Source organism: Synergistales bacterium (assembly GCA_021736445.1).
GTDB lineage: Bacteria > Synergistota > Synergistia > Synergistales > Aminiphilaceae > JAIPGA01.
In genome coordinates this window covers 1-15,519 of record JAIPGA010000058.1, presented here as the reverse complement: position 1 = coordinate 15,519, position 15,519 = coordinate 1, and the positions used below count along the sequence as shown (strand labels likewise).

At 66.4% G+C, this 15,519-nt stretch carries 11 protein-coding genes; all 11 read left to right on the top strand.

Annotated elements, in window-relative coordinates:
• Window positions 1–507 precede the first annotated feature (507 nt).
• The 11 genes from K9L28_08725 (at window position 508) to lpdA (ending at window position 15,519) form a co-directional block, all read left to right on the top strand.
• On the top strand, window positions 508–1,341 hold the full coding sequence (locus K9L28_08725) for a PAS domain-containing protein (GenBank protein MCF7936411.1): 834 nt from the start codon (window positions 508–510) through the stop codon (window positions 1,339–1,341).
• A gap of 44 nt (window positions 1,342–1,385) precedes the next feature.
• Window positions 1,386–4,424: a response regulator gene (locus K9L28_08720; protein ID MCF7936410.1), complete on the top strand. Its 3,039-nt coding sequence runs from the start codon at window positions 1,386–1,388 to the stop codon at window positions 4,422–4,424.
• 435 nt (window positions 4,425–4,859) lie between these two features.
• A complete protein-coding gene (locus K9L28_08715; GenBank protein MCF7936409.1) occupies window positions 4,860–6,092 on the top strand; it encodes a cation:proton antiporter in 1,233 nt (410 codons plus the stop codon).
• A 209-nt stretch (window positions 6,093–6,301) separates the two neighbouring features.
• Window positions 6,302–6,931, top strand: a complete 630-nt coding sequence (locus K9L28_08710; protein ID MCF7936408.1) for a GntR family transcriptional regulator — start codon at window positions 6,302–6,304, stop codon at window positions 6,929–6,931.
• Window positions 6,932–6,990: 59 nt separating this feature from the next.
• Complete coding sequence (locus K9L28_08705) at window positions 6,991–7,992, top strand: thiamine pyrophosphate-dependent dehydrogenase E1 component subunit alpha (protein MCF7936407.1); 1,002 nt, start codon at window positions 6,991–6,993, stop codon at window positions 7,990–7,992.
• Between the two features lie 13 nt (window positions 7,993–8,005).
• Window positions 8,006–9,022: an alpha-ketoacid dehydrogenase subunit beta gene (locus K9L28_08700; GenBank protein MCF7936406.1), complete on the top strand. Its 1,017-nt coding sequence runs from the start codon at window positions 8,006–8,008 to the stop codon at window positions 9,020–9,022.
• Between the two features lie 146 nt (window positions 9,023–9,168).
• Complete coding sequence (dctP, locus tag K9L28_08695; protein ID MCF7936405.1) at window positions 9,169–10,242, top strand: TRAP transporter substrate-binding protein DctP; 1,074 nt, start codon at window positions 9,169–9,171, stop codon at window positions 10,240–10,242.
• Window positions 10,243–10,312: 70 nt separating this feature from the next.
• On the top strand, window positions 10,313–10,783 hold the full coding sequence (locus K9L28_08690; GenBank protein ID MCF7936404.1) for a TRAP transporter small permease: 471 nt from the start codon (window positions 10,313–10,315) through the stop codon (window positions 10,781–10,783).
• Window positions 10,784–10,795: 12 nt separating this feature from the next.
• A complete protein-coding gene (locus tag K9L28_08685; protein ID MCF7936403.1) occupies window positions 10,796–12,091 on the top strand; it encodes a TRAP transporter large permease in 1,296 nt (431 codons plus the stop codon).
• A gap of 94 nt (window positions 12,092–12,185) precedes the next feature.
• Window positions 12,186–13,673 carry a 2-oxo acid dehydrogenase subunit E2 gene (locus K9L28_08680; GenBank protein ID MCF7936402.1) on the top strand — a complete coding sequence of 496 codons (1,488 nt, stop codon included), beginning with the start codon at window positions 12,186–12,188 and terminating at the stop codon, window positions 13,671–13,673.
• A 109-nt stretch (window positions 13,674–13,782) separates the two neighbouring features.
• Entirely contained in the window at window positions 13,783–15,519 is a 1,737-nt protein-coding gene (gene lpdA / locus K9L28_08675; protein ID MCF7936401.1) for a dihydrolipoyl dehydrogenase, read from the top strand.

The following is a 15,519-nucleotide window of genomic DNA, read 5'->3' as shown; positions in this document are numbered from 1 at the left end:
CGCCCGAAAGGAAGCGGCGCTTGCAGCGCGCAGGCGGTCGGCAAAAAGGCAGGAAGAGAGCCGATCCTCTCGTTCCGGATCGGAACAGCAACCGAAGATCCCGACGAGGGAGACCGTACCGTCTGCTGCGGGTGCGATTCCCGCACGCAAACCGTCACCAGCACCGTTCGGGTGACGTGTGGGCATTGTCATGTTTGTCCATGTTTTGAGGAACGGCTGCTCCTACCTCAGCGAAAGCGCCACCCCCCTGTCGGTGCAGGAGTCCAAACAGCAGGGGTATACCCCCTGTTCGCGCTGCGACCCGCCGGAATAGACCGGGACGGTGTCCCGTCCTGTCCTGCCCAAGGCGGGAACGGTGCTTCAGTATATCGGTGCAGTGGTTTCATCATACCGTTCGCTTTGACGACGCAAGGATATGGCTGTATACGTGCCGGTGGCGCTGCCCGGGTTTCCCCCGGCCTGGAGGAGGCAGCCCGGGGGCGGCCTCCGGCGGAAGAGGTGGACACCATGAAGGACGTCGAAGGAAATCCGGAGAGAGAGAAGCTCTGCGCATTCTGCGGGCTCGCCGGTCTGTGTTGCTGGGAGTATCGCTACGAGGAGGACCGTCTGCTGTGGAGCGGGGAGACCGACCGAGCCCCCGAAGGTGTGGAGAGGCTGGGCGACACCTTCGGGGACTTCCTTGAGGCCGTCTATCCCGACGACCGGCAGCGGGTGGAGCAGCTGTGGCGCACCGCCGGGCAGAGCGATGCGGTCGCCGCCGGGGAGTTCCGGGTGTTTGCCGGCGATGGCCTGCGCTGGGTGTGGGCGCGCTGCCGCACCCAGTTCGACAACGGTCGTCCGGTGCGTCTGCTGGGCGTTTTGCAGGACATCACCGCCCGCAAGGAGACCGAAGAGGGGTGGCAGGCCTTGGCGGAAGACCAGGAGACACTCCTGGGAAACATCCCCGCCATGGTGTTCTGGATGGACCGGGAGGGCAGGTTCGTCCAGGTCAGCAGCGCCTTCGCCCAAACGCAGAGCCGCACCCCCCAGGAGATGAGGGGATGTTCGCTCTACCAGCTCTTCCCCCGGGAGATGGCCGAGCGGTTCGACCGCGAGAACCGCAGCATCGTGGAAACCGGAGCGCCGATGCTGGGATTGGAGGAGGCGATCCCCACACCGGATGGCCTTGGGGGGCGCGCACCGACAAGGTCCCCCTGCGGGACGACGGAGGACGCATTGTCGGTATCATTGGGTCCTCAACGGACATCACCGCCCGCAAGGAGACCGAAGCGGCGGCCTGGGAGCAGAGCAAGCGTCTGGACCTCGCCCTCTGGGGGGCCGACCTGGGGACCTGGGAGCTGAACCTCGAAACCGGCGAAAAACGCCATGACGCCCGCTGGGCCGCCATGCTCGGCTACACTCTGGAGGAACTCCCCGGGGGGCCGCTCTCCTCGCTGAACCGCCTGATCCACCCCGACGATCTGAAAGAGGCCGACGCCCTGCTGGCCCGGCACCTCCGGGGCGAGACGGAGCGCTACGAGGCGGAGTTCCGGATGCGCCGCAAGGACGGCCGCTGGGCGTGGATCCTGGACCGCGGGAAGGTGATCGACCGTACCGAGGAGGGCGAAGCGCTCCGGGTCTTCGGGACCCACATGGATATCACCGAGCGCAAGGAGGCGGAGCGGGAGCTCCACAAGACCCGCAGACAGTTTATGGAGACCGTGGAGAGCATCGAGGAGATCGTGGTGCAGATCGACAGCGACCACACCATCCAGCTGGCCAACGAGGCCGCGTCGGAGAAACTGGGGATTCCCGGGGAGCGTTTCCCGGGCAGCAAATGCCACCGCCTTTTCCACGACAGGACGGAGCCCTTCGAGGACTGTCCGGCGAGACGGGCCATGGAGACAGGACGGATGACCAGTGCCCCGCGGACCCTCCCCGACGGCACCATCCTGAGCAGGACGGTCTATCCCATTGCCGACGGGGAAGGCCGGGTGACCGGCGCCACCATCCTGGCCGCGGACATCACCGCGCGGCGGGAGGCGGAACGGAAGCTGCACGACTCCCGCAGACTCCTGATCGACACCGTGGAGAGCCTGAACCAGAATCTCCTGCAGATCGACAGCGACTTCTCCATACAGCTCGCCAACAGGACGGTCTCCAGGAATCTGGGGATCCCCCAGGAGCGGTTCCCGGGTCGCCGGTGCTACGAAATCGTCCACGGCCGGGCCTCCCCCTGTCCGGACTGCCCGGCCAGGGAGGCCATGGAGACGGGGGGGCGGGCTGGCGCCGTGGCGCACTATCCCAGCGGCCGCATCATAGAGCGTACGGTCTATCCCATCACCGACAGCCGGGGCAGCGTCACCGGCGCCACCCTCCTGGCCGTGGACATCACCGAGCGCAAGAAGGCCGAGGAGCGGCTCAGGGCCGACGAGGAGGCCGCCAGGGCCGCCAACCGGGCCAAAAGTGTCTTCCTGGCCACCATGAGCCACGAGATCCGCACCCCCCTCAACGGCGTGATCGGCATGACCGAACTGCTCCTGGACTCCAGCCTGAATGAGGAACAGCGGCGCTTCGCCGAGATCGTGCGCGCCAGCGCCGAGTCGCTGCTGTACATCATCAACGACATCCTCGACTTCTCCAAGATCGAGGCCGACAGGCTGACCCTGGAGAGCGAAAGCTTCGATCTGCGGGAGCTCATGGAGGATCTGGGCGCCACGCTGGCGCTCCAGGCCCACGCCAAGGGACTGGAGTTCCTCTGCGCCGCCGAACCCTGCCGCCCCATGGTGGTGCGGGGCGACCCCGGGAGGCTGCGACAGATCCTCACCAACCTGGCCGGCAACGCCATCAAGTTCACCGAACGGGGCGAGGTGGTGGTCCGGGCCGCCGTTGAGGCCGAAGAGGAAGGTGCGCTGTCGCTGCGGTTCACCGTGCGCGACACCGGCATCGGCATCCCGCCGGAGAAGCAGGAAAGCCTCTTCGACGCCTTCACTCAGGGGGACAGCTCTCCCACCAGAAAGAGCGAAGGCACCGGCCTGGGGCTGGCCATCTCCCGGCGTCTGGTGGCGCTGATGGGAGGCGAGATCGGCCTGGAGAGCACCCCCGGCGAGGGCTCCACCTTCTGGTTCACCCTGCGCCTGCCCCGGGAACCCGAGGGGGAGAGAGAGGCCCCTGCCGAACTCGCGGGCCTGCGGGTCCTGGTTGTTGACGACAACGCCGCCAACCGTGAGATCCTCAGTAGGCAGACCGTCTGCTGGGGGATGAGGCCCACCGTACTGGCTGACGGACAGGAGGCCCTGCGGAGCCTCCGGCGGGAACGGGAGAAGGGCGACCCCTTCAAGGCGGTGCTTCTGGACCTGTGGATGCCCGGTATGGACGGCGGCCGGCTGGCCCGTTCCATCCGGGCGGAGCCCCCGCTGGCGGGACTGAAGCTGATCCTGCTCGTTTCGCTGGGCAGCGAGCACCTCCTCCTGCGGGAGCAGCGGGGGCTCTTCGACGCCCGTCTCTCCAAGCCCGTGCGCCGCCGGGAACTCCGTCTGGCCCTGGCCAGGACGCTGGGAGGCGGACCGGGTGAACCGGTGCGGTCCGAGGCAGCCCAGGGCGGGGTGTCCCCCGTCCCGCCGGAGCGGACAGGGCGCATCCTGGTGGCCGAGGACAACAGCACCAACCAGAAGGTGCTGGCGAGCATGCTGGACAGGCAGGGCCGGAGCGCCGATATCGTGCCCGACGGCGGCGAGGCCCTCAAGGCGCTGCAGGCCGCCCCCTATGATCTGGTGATCCTGGATGTGCAGATGCCCGTCATGGACGGCCTGGAGACGGCCCGGGAGATCCGGAGACGGGGGATCGCTGCGAGCCGCGGCGATGCCCGGATCCCCGTCATCGCCATGACCGCCTACGCCCTGCAGGGTGATCGCCGGCGCTGTCTGGACGCCGGAATGGACGACTACATCGCCAAACCCGTCATCCCCCGGGACCTTGCCCGCATGCTGGAGAAGTGGCTGCCGGCTGCGGGATCGGGAGAACACAGGCAGGTGCAGGGAGAGCAGCCGCTCCCGTCTTCGGCTGGAACCGTCGCAGAGGAGGGGCAAGCCGGGAATGAGGAACCGCTCGTCTGGGACAGCGCGGGTTTCCTGCACCATATGGAGGGGGACCGCGATGCGGCCCGGCAGATCGTCGCGGTCTTTCTGGAAGACGCTCCGGCCCGCGCCCGGGAGCTCCGGGAAGCCCTGGAGCAAGGCGATGGCCAGACCGCCGGCAAGAAGGCCCACTCCCTCAAGGGGATCGCCGCAACCATCGGCGGCGAGGCACTCCGTCGGGCCGCCCTGGCTGCCGAGGAGGCCGGGCGGTCCGGTGACATCGATCGGATCCGGGCCCATCTGCCGGAGGTGGAGCGGCAGCTGGAGCGGCTTGTCGAAGAGCTTCGCGGAAGAGGGACGGAGCTGTAGCGACAGAGCCGGAGGCTGTTGGCGGACGGGACGCCCCCAGAGGAAGACCAGGAATGTGGGCGCACCTGCTGTCGGGTGCCTCCTCTAAGGGCCTGCGGGCGCAGGCGTGATCGCACACACGACAGACAATTCCGACTTCGGCAGGGCTGTTGACAGGAGCGGCGGAGCAGGGTAGAGTTGCCCTAGTGCTTGTTAGCATGAACACGTGATCCTCTTCCCGTACACACCATGGGATGACCATACCGAAGGAACCTCTTTACCCCTCTCTCTCACGCCCGCCCCGTCAACGGGGCGGGTTTTCGCGTCTTCCGGATCCCCGGGGAAGCGGTGTTTTTGTCTCCCTGCCATTTCTGCTATGATCAATCACATCTGCGGTGTCGGCTTCTTTCGTCTCCCCGGTGGGGACCCCTATCTGTGCGAAAGGTGTGGTGTTCCGTGAACGGACTGTTGATTCTCGGCGTTATTGTGCTGGTAGGCTATGGGCTGGGCTGGGCGGCCTGTGCGGCGGGGCTTCCCAGGATCACCGGCTATATTGTGGCGGGGATCCTGCTCAATCCGTCACTGCTGCACATCATCCCCCAGGGTTTCGTCGACCATACCGATCTTGTGGTCAATATCATGCTCTGCTTCATCACCTTTTCGGTGGGCGGTACCCTGGGGTGGGAGAAGCTCAGGAAGCAGGGGAAATCCATCCTCACCATCACCCTCTGCGAAGCGGAGTTCGCCTTTCTGCTGGTTGTGGTGGGCTTCAGCGCCATCTTCATCCTCTTCGGCCAGATCTTCGGCATCCACGGCGCGGGACCGGCCGTGGGCTTCGCGCTCCTGCTGGGCAGTCTGGCTTCGCCGACGGACCCTTCGGCGTCGCTGGCGGTGAGCCACGAGTACCACGCCAAGGGCGAGGTCTCCTCGACGATCCTCGGCGTGGCGGCCTTCGACGACGCTCTGGGCATCATCAACTACAGCATCGCCGTCTCCCTGGTGGAGGAGCTCTTCGCGGGCGCCACCGCGGGGTCGCCGGTGATGCTGGTGATCGACCCGCTGATCACCATCTTCCTCTCCCTGGTGCTCGGTGTGGCCTTCGGCGTGCTGCTGCATCTGCTCAGCGCCTTCGAGGTGGCCCGCAAGCATCTGGGGCTCTTCATCGTGGTGCTGCTGGGCACGCTGACGGCCTGTTTCGGCTGCGCCTCGGTGCTGAAGGCCGACGAGCTGCTCTCCACCATGGTGATGGGCGCCGTGGTGACCAACATCAGCTCCCACAGCAGACAGCTCTTCGCGCTGGTGGAGGACTATCTGGAGGACCTGGTCTTCGTCCTCTTTTTCACCGTCAGCTGCATGCACCTGGACCTCGGTGCGCTGGCCTCGGGGCTGGTTCTGATCCCCATCTTCATCGTGCTCCGGACGGCGGGCAAGTTCACCGGTGTCTTCGCGGGAGCCAAGCTGGCCGGGGCCGACGAGAAGGTGAAGCGCTTCACCGCCTTCGGGCTGATCCCCCAGGGCGGCATCGTGGTGGGCCTGGCGCTCCTGATGCGGCAGCACCACCTGCTGGGCGACCTGGGGCCGGTGATCCTCAGCGTTGTCATCGGCGCCACGATCATCCACGAGCTCGCCGGGCCGCTGCTGGCCAAGCTGACCCTGGAGAAGGCCGGGGAGATCAACACCAAGCGCTGACGACCGGCAATCCTGCCGACAGACCAGGGGAACGGCGGACGGGCCAGACCGGGACAACCCGGAACTGGCCCGTCTTTTTCGTTCCCGCCGCTCGGGTTGTGGCGGCGTCATCCGCAACGGCAGGCTTGACAGAATGTTCCGATAAATTTATACTTTCTGCGTCTGAGAAGCCGGTATGCAGGTTGCATGCAGCTCGTATGGAGGAGCCCATGGGACAGTCCAAGAAGGAACGGGCCTACGAGGCCATCAAGGCCATGATTCTGAGCAGAGAGCTGTCCGGCGCCGGGGAGCTCTCCGAGAGCAGCCTGGCCAGGGAGCTGAAGATGAGCCGCACGCCGGTGCGGGAGGCGCTGCAGCGGTTGCAGATGGAGGGATTCCTCAGGGTCTACCCCAACCGGGGGATCGTGGTGGAGCGGATTTCCGTGGACGATATCCGGGAGATCTACGACCTCCGGATCGCTCTGGAGGAATTCGTGGTCCGCGAGGTGGCCTCCCAGGTCGCGCCGGAGGACCTGAAGCGGCTCCGGAGTATGGTGGAGGAGCAATCGGGTTTTCTCGATCCCCTTGACGCCGGGGGCTTTGTCCGGAGCGACCGGGAATTCCACGAATATCTGCTGACCCTCTACGGCAACGAGATGATCACCAGCTTCATGCGGAACCTCCGGGAGCGGATCTACCTGGCCAATCTCTCCATCCTCCAGGTACCGGACAACATGAGCCGGTTCCATCAGGAGCACCGGCGGATTCTCCAGGCTCTGGAGAAGGGCGACGGCGAGGCGGCGGCGCGGGAGATGGATGTACACCTGAAAGGCGGCAAGATGCGGCTGATGAACCTCTGAGAGGGTGTTCATCGGCCTTTTTTTATGCCCATAGCATAAGCACAAAGGGGGAGGGTGCCATGTCGGAGCTGCAGAAGCGGGAGCCGTCGCGGCCGCCGGAGGCCTGGGACGCCGAGACGCTGCGCGAGCTGTACCGGGTGATGGTGACCATACGGAGCTTTGAGGAAAAGGTGGAGGAGTTCTTCTTCGCCGGGGAGATCCCGGGATTCGTCCATCTCTACATCGGCGAGGAGGCCGTGGCGGCCGGGGTGATGGCTCATCTGGACGGCGGGGACTACATCCAGAGCACCCACCGCGGCCACGGCCACACCATCGCCAAGGGCGCGGAGCTGGAGCCCATGATGGCCGAGATCTTCGGCAAGAACACGGGATACTGCAAGGGGAAGGGCGGCTCCATGCACATCGCCGATTTCGGCGTGGGGATGATCGGCGCCAACGGTGTGGTGGGCGGCGGCTACAACATCGCCGTGGGGGCGGGGCTGGCGCTGCAGATGCAGGGCAGAAGGGGCGTCTCGGTGGTCTTCTTCGGCGACGGGGCCGCCAACCGCGGGACCTTCCACGAGGCGGCCAACCTGGCCTCGGTCTGGAAGCTGCCGGTGCTCTTCGTCTGCGAGAACAACCAGTGGGCCTCCACCACGCCCTACCGCACCACCACCGCCGTGGAGGATGTGGCTGTCCGCGCCGCCGGGTACGACATGCCCGGTGTCGTGGTCGACGGCAACGATGTCTTTGCGGTCTACGAGGCCGCCGGGGAGCTGACGGCCTCCATCCGCGAGGGCGGCGGTCCGGCGCTGCTGGAGTGCAAGACCTACCGGATCAAGGGGCACTATGTGGGCGACCCGGAGATGTACCGCACCCGTGAAGAGGTGCGGGAGGTCTTCCGGAGGACCGATCCGCTGCGGATCTTCGCCGACAGGGTGCTGGCGGCCGGGTTGATGACCGCCGAAGAGATGGATCGGGCCCGCGAGGAGTCGCAGGCGGCGGTTTCAAGAGCTGTGGAGTACGCCGAGCGATCGCCCGAGCCGGATCCCTCGGAACTCTACGAGGATCTCTACGTATAAGGGGGCGGAACGGATGAGGACGATTACCTTCTCCCAGGCGACGCTGGAGGCCATGGAAGAGGAGATGGCCCGGGACGACAGGGTCTTCGTGATGGGTGAGGACATCGCCAGACAGGGAGGGATCTTCGGCCAGTTCAAAGGGTTGTACGACACCTTCGGCGGGGAGCGCGTGCGGGACACGCCGATCTCCGAGACGGCCATCGTGGGCAGCGCTGTGGGGGCGGCGCTGGCGGGGATGCGCCCGGTGGCGGACATGCACTTCGCCGATTTCATGGGGGTGTGCATGGACGAGATCTACAATCAGATGGCCAAGATCCACTACATGTTCGGCGGCCAGCAGAATGTGGCCATGGTGCTGCGGGCTCCCGACGGGCTCATCAACCAGGCGGCGGCCCAGCACTCCCAGTCTATCGAGGCCTGGTTCCAGCACGTGCCGGGGCTCAAGGTGGTGGCGCCCTCCACGCCCGTCGACGCCAAGGGATTGCTCAAGAGCGCCATCCGCGACGAGAACCCTGTGGTCTACTTCGAACACAAGGCGCTTTTCAGCACCCGCGGCGAGGTCCCCGAAGGGGAGTACCTCACCCCATTGGACAGGGCCCAGGTGGTCCGCGAGGGGAGCGATGTCACCATGGTCTCCTATTCCAGGATGCTCAACACCTGCAGGGAGGCGGCGGAGATGCTGGAACAGGAGGGGATCAGCGTGGAGCTGGTGGATCTCCGCAGCATCTCGCCCATCGACGGCGAGACCATTCTGGAGTCGGTGGCCGGGACCTCCCGGCTGGTCATCGCCCACGAGTCGGTGAAGCAGGGCGGTGTGGGCAGCGAGGTGGCCGCTCTGGTCGCCGAGGAAGGGCTCGACTTTCTGGACGCGCCCATTGTCCGGATCGGGGCGCCCTTTACCCCCGTTCCCTTCGCGCGGTCGCTGGAGCAGGCCTACCGGGTGACGGCTGAAGAGATCTGCGGCGCGACCCGCAGCCTGATGACCGGCGGTTCCCTCCCGACACCGGCGCAGCGGAAGCTGGTGGTCTGACGGAGAACAAAGCCGTGTTTCCGGAGACCGTGGTAGGATACCCGGCAAGGGAGGTCCGGCAGGGGGGTGGTCATGGGAAAGGAATGTGCGGCGGCCCGGAGTGACAGAGCTACAGTGTGAGTACGGTATGAGGAGGTATATGAACCATGCGTAAGGCACTACTGATTCTTCTGGCGGCGGTGATGGTGGCGGTCGTGGCCCTTCCGGCCTTTGCGGCCTACAAGTCGGAGTACAAGATGAGCGTTGTCCCCGGTGCGGTGACGGCCTGGGGGAAGGGCGCCACCTACTTCGCCGATCTGGTGCGGGAGGAGACCGACGGCCGGGTGAACATCAAGGTCTACTTCTCTTCCCAGCTCATGGCGGGCAAGCAGACCTCGGAATTCCTGCTGGTGCGCAACGGTGTGATCGACTTCGCCCTCTCCTCGACGATCAACTGGTCGCCCCAGGTGAAGGAGCTCAACCTGCCGGGGCTTCCCTTCTTCATCGCCTCCAACCCCGACCGTTTCGTGGCCATGGACGCCGTGGAGCAGGGCAAGGCGGGGCAGATGATGATCGACGCCATCGAGAGCAAGGGCGTCAAGTTCCTCTCCTGGGGGGAGAACGGCTTCCGCGAGCTCACCAACAGCGTGCGGGAGGTCGCCGCACCGGAGGATCTGGACGATCTGAAGATACGGGTGGTGGGCAGCCCCATCTACATCGATACCTTCAAGGCTCTGGGGGCCGACCCCATCAACATGAACTGGAGCGAGGCCACCACCGCCTTCCAGCAGGGTGTGGTGGACGGCCAGGAGAACCCCATGGGGATCCTCATTCCCGTGAAGATCTGGAACTACCACAGCTACCTCACCGACTGGCACTATGTGATCGACCCGCTGATGTACGCGGCGAATCCCCGGGTGTGGCAGAGCTTCACCGAGGAGGACCAGGAGATCATCATGGAGTGCGCCCGGAAGGCGTCCAGGTACCAGAAGGCTGTGGCCCGGATCGGTCTGGACGACGGTGAATCCTACGAGTATCTGGAGAGTCTGGGGATGCTGCCCGAGGTCACCGATCCCTACGCATACATGGAGGAACAGGGCATGCAGATCTCCCGGCTCGACGCCGACCAGCTGGCGGCATTCGAGGAGGCCACCGCCGACGTGCGGGCCAAATGGAAGAAAAAGATCGGGGAGGACCTGGTGGAAGCGGCCGAAGAGGACATGGCGAACGCCGACTACTAGATGTTGCAAAGGCAGCGGGGCGGAGGCGGCGTCTCCGCTCCGCCTCTGTCTGCGGAAGGGCGGGTCTGCAATGGCACTACGGATCTGGAGGAATCTCGAGGAGCTGGTGGGGTCGGTGATGATCGCCGTGATGGTGACCATCGCCTTCGTCAACGTGGTCACCCGCTATTTCATCCATATGTCCCTGGCCTGGACGGAGGAGATCGAGGTGAATCTCTTCGTCTGGCTGGTGCTGCTGGGGACGGCCATGGCGTTCAAACGGGGCGGGCATCTGGCGATGAGCTTTGTCTACAACCGATTTCCCAGGGGGCTGCGGCTTGGCTGCTATCTTTTCTTTATCGGTCTCACCGCCGTCTTCTTCGGCGTGCTGGCCTATCTGGGCTACCGGGAGGTCTGCGACGAGGTGGCGCTCTGTGTGACCACCGAATCGCTGGCCATTCCGGTGTACTACTACACCATCGCCACGCCGCTGCTCTCCATTCTCGTCATCATACGGCTGATCCAGAGCGGCGTCGAGACGATCCGCAACGACGAATACTAGAGGGGGCAGGGTATGAGCGAATTGTTCAACGATCCGGCACTCTGGGCGCTCATTCTCTTTGTGGGGCCTCTCCTGATCAGGGTACCCATCGCCATCAGCCTGGGCTCGGCGGCGGTCTTCGTGGCCTGGCAGTGGAACATGGGCTACCAGATGATGTCCTACAACTTCTACGCCGGCATCGCCAAGTTTCCGCTGCTGGCGATCCCCTTCTTCATCCTCGCCGGGGTGATCATGGAGAAGGCCGGGATCGCCAGGCGGATCATCCGGCTGATCAAGCACCTGGTGGGGTCGATGACCGGCGGTCTGGCCATCGCCACCGTGGGCGTGGCCACCTTCTGGGGGGCGGTCAGCGGCTCCGGACCGGCCACCGTGGCCGCTCTTGGCCTCATTCTCATTCCCGGTATGGCCGCGGCGGGCTACGACAAGCCCTTCGCCGCCGCGGTGGTGTCGGTCTCCTCGGGGCTGGCCATCGTCATCCCCCCCAGCATCGCCTTCATCGTCTACGGCGCGGTGGCCGACGTCTCCGTACCGGCGCTCTTCGCGGCGGGGGTTGTCCCGGGCATCCTGGTGGCGCTCTGCATGATGGCGGCGGTCTTTGTGATCTCCCGGCGGCACGACTATCGCGGCGAGAAATCCGGCGGTCCGCGGGAGCTCTGGGATGCCTTCAAGGACTCCTTCTGGGGGCTGCTGACGCCGGTGATCATCCTCGGCGGGATCTACGGCGGCATCTTCACCCCCACCGAGGCGGCGGCGGTGGCCGTCTTCTACGGTCTCTTCGTGGGGGTCTTCGTCTACCGGGCCATCACCTTCCGGACCATGTACGAGATCCTCAGCGCCACGGTGCTCTCCACCTCGGTGGTGATGCTCGTGGTGACCTGCGCGGGGCTCTTTTCCTGGGTGGCCTCCACGGTGGGGCTCATCGACAAGGCGGCGGGGCTGCTGCTGGCGGTCTCCGATTCGCCGATCGTCATCCTGCTGATGATCAACGTCATCATTCTCTTTGCGGGGATGGTCCTGGACGCCATCTCCATCTACTACGTCTTCCTGCCCATCCTGCTGCCTATCATGGCCCACTTCGGGTGGGACCCCATCTGGTTCGGCGTGATGATGACCATCAACCTGGCCATCGGCCAGGTGACCCCGCCGGTGGCGGTGAACCTCTACGTGGGGGCCAACATCAGCGGGCTGACCATCGAGGACATCAGCGGACCGGCTGTCCCGCTGATTGTCTCGGCCATTATCGCCCTGGCCCTGGTGGTGCTCTTCCCGCAGCTGTCCACCTTTTTGCCCCATCTCCTGGGGCTGTAGCCGGGGATGCGCGATGCGGCGGCGATGACAGGAGGAAACGGGAATCCCGGGGTCGCCGGGAAGGCCTCTAGACCGTGAAGGGGGAATTGCGCAGATGGCAACCTTCATCACCATGCCCAAGCTGGGCCTCACCATGAACGAGGGGACCGTCACCGCCTGGCGCGTCGCCGAGGGCGCCGCCGTGGAGAAGGGGGAGATCGTGGCGGATATCGCCACCGACAAACTCACCTACGAACTGGAGGCCCCGGCGGAGGGGGAGCTCGCCCGGATCCTGGCGGCAGAGGGCGACACCGTTCCGGTGGGAGCGAAGCTGGCGGTGGTCGCCGCGGCCGGCGAACCGATCGACGAGGCTGTGACGGAGGCCCCGGGGACCGAAACCGGGACAGCCGCCGTCGGGACAAGACCGGGACCATCGGCCCCGGAGGGGTGCAAGAAATTGGATGTTGCGCAACCGGTGGGGGGAGATGCACGCGCCACCCCGGCGGCCGAAAAGTGGGCGGAGATCCTGGGGATCGACCTGGCCGCCGTCAGTTCTTCGGAGGCGGAGGGCCCCGTCACCAGGGACGACGTGCTGCAGGCCTGGTCTCCCCGTCGCGCTTCGCCGCTGGCCAAGAAGCTGGCCCGGGAACACGGTCTGGCGGTGGAGGAGATCCCCGGCAGCGGTCCCCTGGGCCGGACGGTGCACCGAGACGTCCTGCGCTATCTGGAAGAGCGAACGGGGCGCGTTCCCAAGGCCACGCCGGCGGCGGCCAAGCTGGCCGCACAGCACGGTCTGGATCTGGCTTCCATCCCGGCCGAGGGCCGTATCAGGAAAGAGGATGTCCTCGCCGCAGCCGGGCAACAGACGACGCCGCAGGACCCGGAACCGGTGGCGCAGGAGGCCGGGGAGCGGCCCGGCGAACGACGGATCCCCGTTTCGCAGATGCGCAAGGTCATCGGCGAGCGGATGTCGCTGAGCAACAGGACGATCCCCGGCGTGACCTACCAGGCGGATGTGGACTGCGCCGGTCTCATTGAGCTGCGGAACCGGCTGAAAGGGGCTGTCGAGCAGCAGGGCGCCAGGCTTTCGTTCAACGACATCGTGATGAAGGTGCTGGCCAAGGCTCTGGGCGAACACCGTCTCTGCAACGCCCGGCTGGAAGAGGAGGCCTTTGTCCTCCAGGATGATGTGAACATCGGCCTGGCCGTGGCCGTGGAGGGCGGGCTGGTGGTTCCCAATGTCAAAGCCGTGCAGGCCAGGACGCTGGCCGAGGTGGCCGCCGCCACCGACGACCTGGTCCATCGGGCCCGGGAGGGAGCGCTGACCATGGATGACATCACCGGCGGCACCTTCACCCTCACCAACCTGGGGATGTTCGGTGTCCGGAGCTTCACGCCGGTCATCAACCCCCCGGAGGCCGCCATCCTGGGCCTCACCGCCATGGAGGAGCGTCCCGCGGCGGAAGGGGGCGCGATCGTGGCGCGCACCCTCTGCACCCTCTGTCTGACCGCCGACCACCGGATCGTAGACGGCGCCGACGCCGCCCGTTTTCTCCAGCGGCTCAGGGAACTCCTGGAGACCCCGTCGTTGCTGCTGGTCTGAACCGGGACTGCGGAGGGCTCCTGGAGACAGGAAGAAGACAACGAAACCGCAGGCCGCGGCCGCCAAGGGCGGAAGCGGTCTGCGGCGTATCACAACCGGGAGGAATACGATGTCGACAAACGTAACCATGCCCAAACTGGGCCTCACCATGAATGAGGGAACCGTCACCGAGTGGCGCAGGAACCAGGGCGACAGGGTGGCCAAGGGGGAGATCATCCTGGTGGTGGCCACCGACAAACTCACCTACGAGGTGGAAGCCCCCGACGGGGGGATCCTGGCCAGGATCGATGTGCAGGCCGGGGAGACCGTTCCCGTGGGAGCGCCGCTGGCGGTGATCGCCGCACCGGATGAGGCGGTGGAGACAGGAACGCAAGGGGCTTCCCAATCTGGGGATGACCCCCGGGCCACCGCACCCGGCCCGGAAACCGCGGGGGAGCCCGCGCCGGAGAGGCGGAAGCGCCTGGTGGTCATCGGCGGCGGCCCCGGCGGGTATGTGGCCGCCATCCGCGCCGCGCAGCTCGGTGCGCAGGTGACCCTGGTGGAGCGGAGATGGCTGGGCGGTACGTGCCTCAACGTGGGCTGCATCCCCACCAAGGTGCTGCTGCATACCGTGGAGCTCCTTGAGGCCGTCAAGGGCGGCAAAAAACTGGGTCTCAGGGTGGAGGGCGCCGAGGTGGACTGGAAGGGCCTGATGAAACAGAAAAAACGGGTGGTCTCCCGACTGGTGGGCGGTGTGGGGAGTCTCCTCAAGGCCAACGGCGTCAGCGTGGCCGAGGGTGTGGCGCGGTTTGTCGATGCCCATACCATCAGCGTTGCCGGCGCCGACGGCGAGGAGACCATCACCGCCGACGGGGTGATCGTCGCCGCCGGGTCGTCCCCCGCCGTGCCGCCCATCCCGGGGCTGGACAGCGTGGCGCATCTCACCAGCGAGGAGGCCCTCTCACTGGAGGAGCCGCCCGCTTCGCTGGCTGTCATCGGGGGCGGCGTCATCGGTGTGGAGTTCGCCTCCATCTACGCCGGACTGGGGACCAGGGTGACCGTGGTGGAGATGCTGCCCGAGATCCTCCCCGGTATGGACCCCGAGCTGGTGCAGGTGGTCAGGCGGGCTCTCTCCAGAAAGGGCGTGCGCTTCCACACCGGCGCCGCCGTGCGGCGCGCCGGCGACGGCGGAGAGGGCGTCACCCTCGCCGTGGAGGCCGGAGGCGAGACGCTGGAGCTCACCGCCGAAAGGCTCCTGGTGGCCGCCGGCAGGAGGCCCGTCACCGAAGGGCTTGGGCTGGAGGCGATCGGCGCGGCTGTCGAGAAGGGCTTCGTCAGGACCGACGGCCGCTGCGCCACCACCGTCCCCGGCGTCTACGCCGTGGGGGACTGCGCCAATCCCCTGATGCTGGCCCACGTGGCTTCGGCGGAGGGCGAGGCGGCGGCGGAGAACGCCCTGGGCGGCGACGCTGTCGTGGATATGCGCACCGCCCCCGCCTGCCTCTACACCTCGCCGGAGGTGGCCTCCGTGGGCCTCACGGAAGAGCAGGCCCGGGAGCAGGGTTACGACGTGAAGGTGGGGCGTTTCCCCCTCACCGCCTGCGGCAAGGCGGTGGTCATGGACGATACCGCCGGTCTGGTCAAGTTCGTGGTGGACGCCGCAGGCGACGAGGTCCTGGGTGTGCACATGGCCGGACCGCGGGCCACCGATCTGATTACCGAGGCCGCCCTGGCGCTCCGCCTGGAGGCCACGGCGGACGAGATCATCGAGACCATCCACGCCCACCCCACCCTGGGCGAAGCGGTCCGCGAGGCTGCCCTGGACGTCCGCGGCGCGGCGGTCCACATCCCGCCGGCGAAGAGGTAG

Excerpts from the sequence above, each read along its gene's own strand:
- K9L28_08690 (MCF7936404.1), top strand. The coding sequence starts at position 10,313 with ATGGCACTACGGATCTGGAGGAATCTCGAGGAGCTGGTGGGGTCGGTG.
- K9L28_08680 (MCF7936402.1), top strand. The coding sequence starts at position 12,186 with ATGGCAACCTTCATCACCATGCCCAAGCTGGGCCTCACCATGAACGAG.
- K9L28_08685 (MCF7936403.1), top strand. The coding sequence starts at position 10,796 with ATGAGCGAATTGTTCAACGATCCGGCACTCTGGGCGCTCATTCTCTTT.
- lpdA (MCF7936401.1), top strand. The coding sequence starts at position 13,783 with ATGTCGACAAACGTAACCATGCCCAAACTGGGCCTCACCATGAATGAG.
- K9L28_08700 (MCF7936406.1), top strand. The coding sequence starts at position 8,006 with ATGAGGACGATTACCTTCTCCCAGGCGACGCTGGAGGCCATGGAAGAG.
- K9L28_08710 (MCF7936408.1), top strand. The coding sequence starts at position 6,302 with ATGGGACAGTCCAAGAAGGAACGGGCCTACGAGGCCATCAAGGCCATG.
- dctP (MCF7936405.1), top strand. The coding sequence starts at position 9,169 with ATGCGTAAGGCACTACTGATTCTTCTGGCGGCGGTGATGGTGGCGGTC.
- K9L28_08725 (MCF7936411.1), top strand. The coding sequence starts at position 508 with ATGAAGGACGTCGAAGGAAATCCGGAGAGAGAGAAGCTCTGCGCATTC.
- K9L28_08705 (MCF7936407.1), top strand. The coding sequence starts at position 6,991 with ATGTCGGAGCTGCAGAAGCGGGAGCCGTCGCGGCCGCCGGAGGCCTGG.
- K9L28_08720 (MCF7936410.1), top strand. The coding sequence starts at position 1,386 with ATGCTCGGCTACACTCTGGAGGAACTCCCCGGGGGGCCGCTCTCCTCG.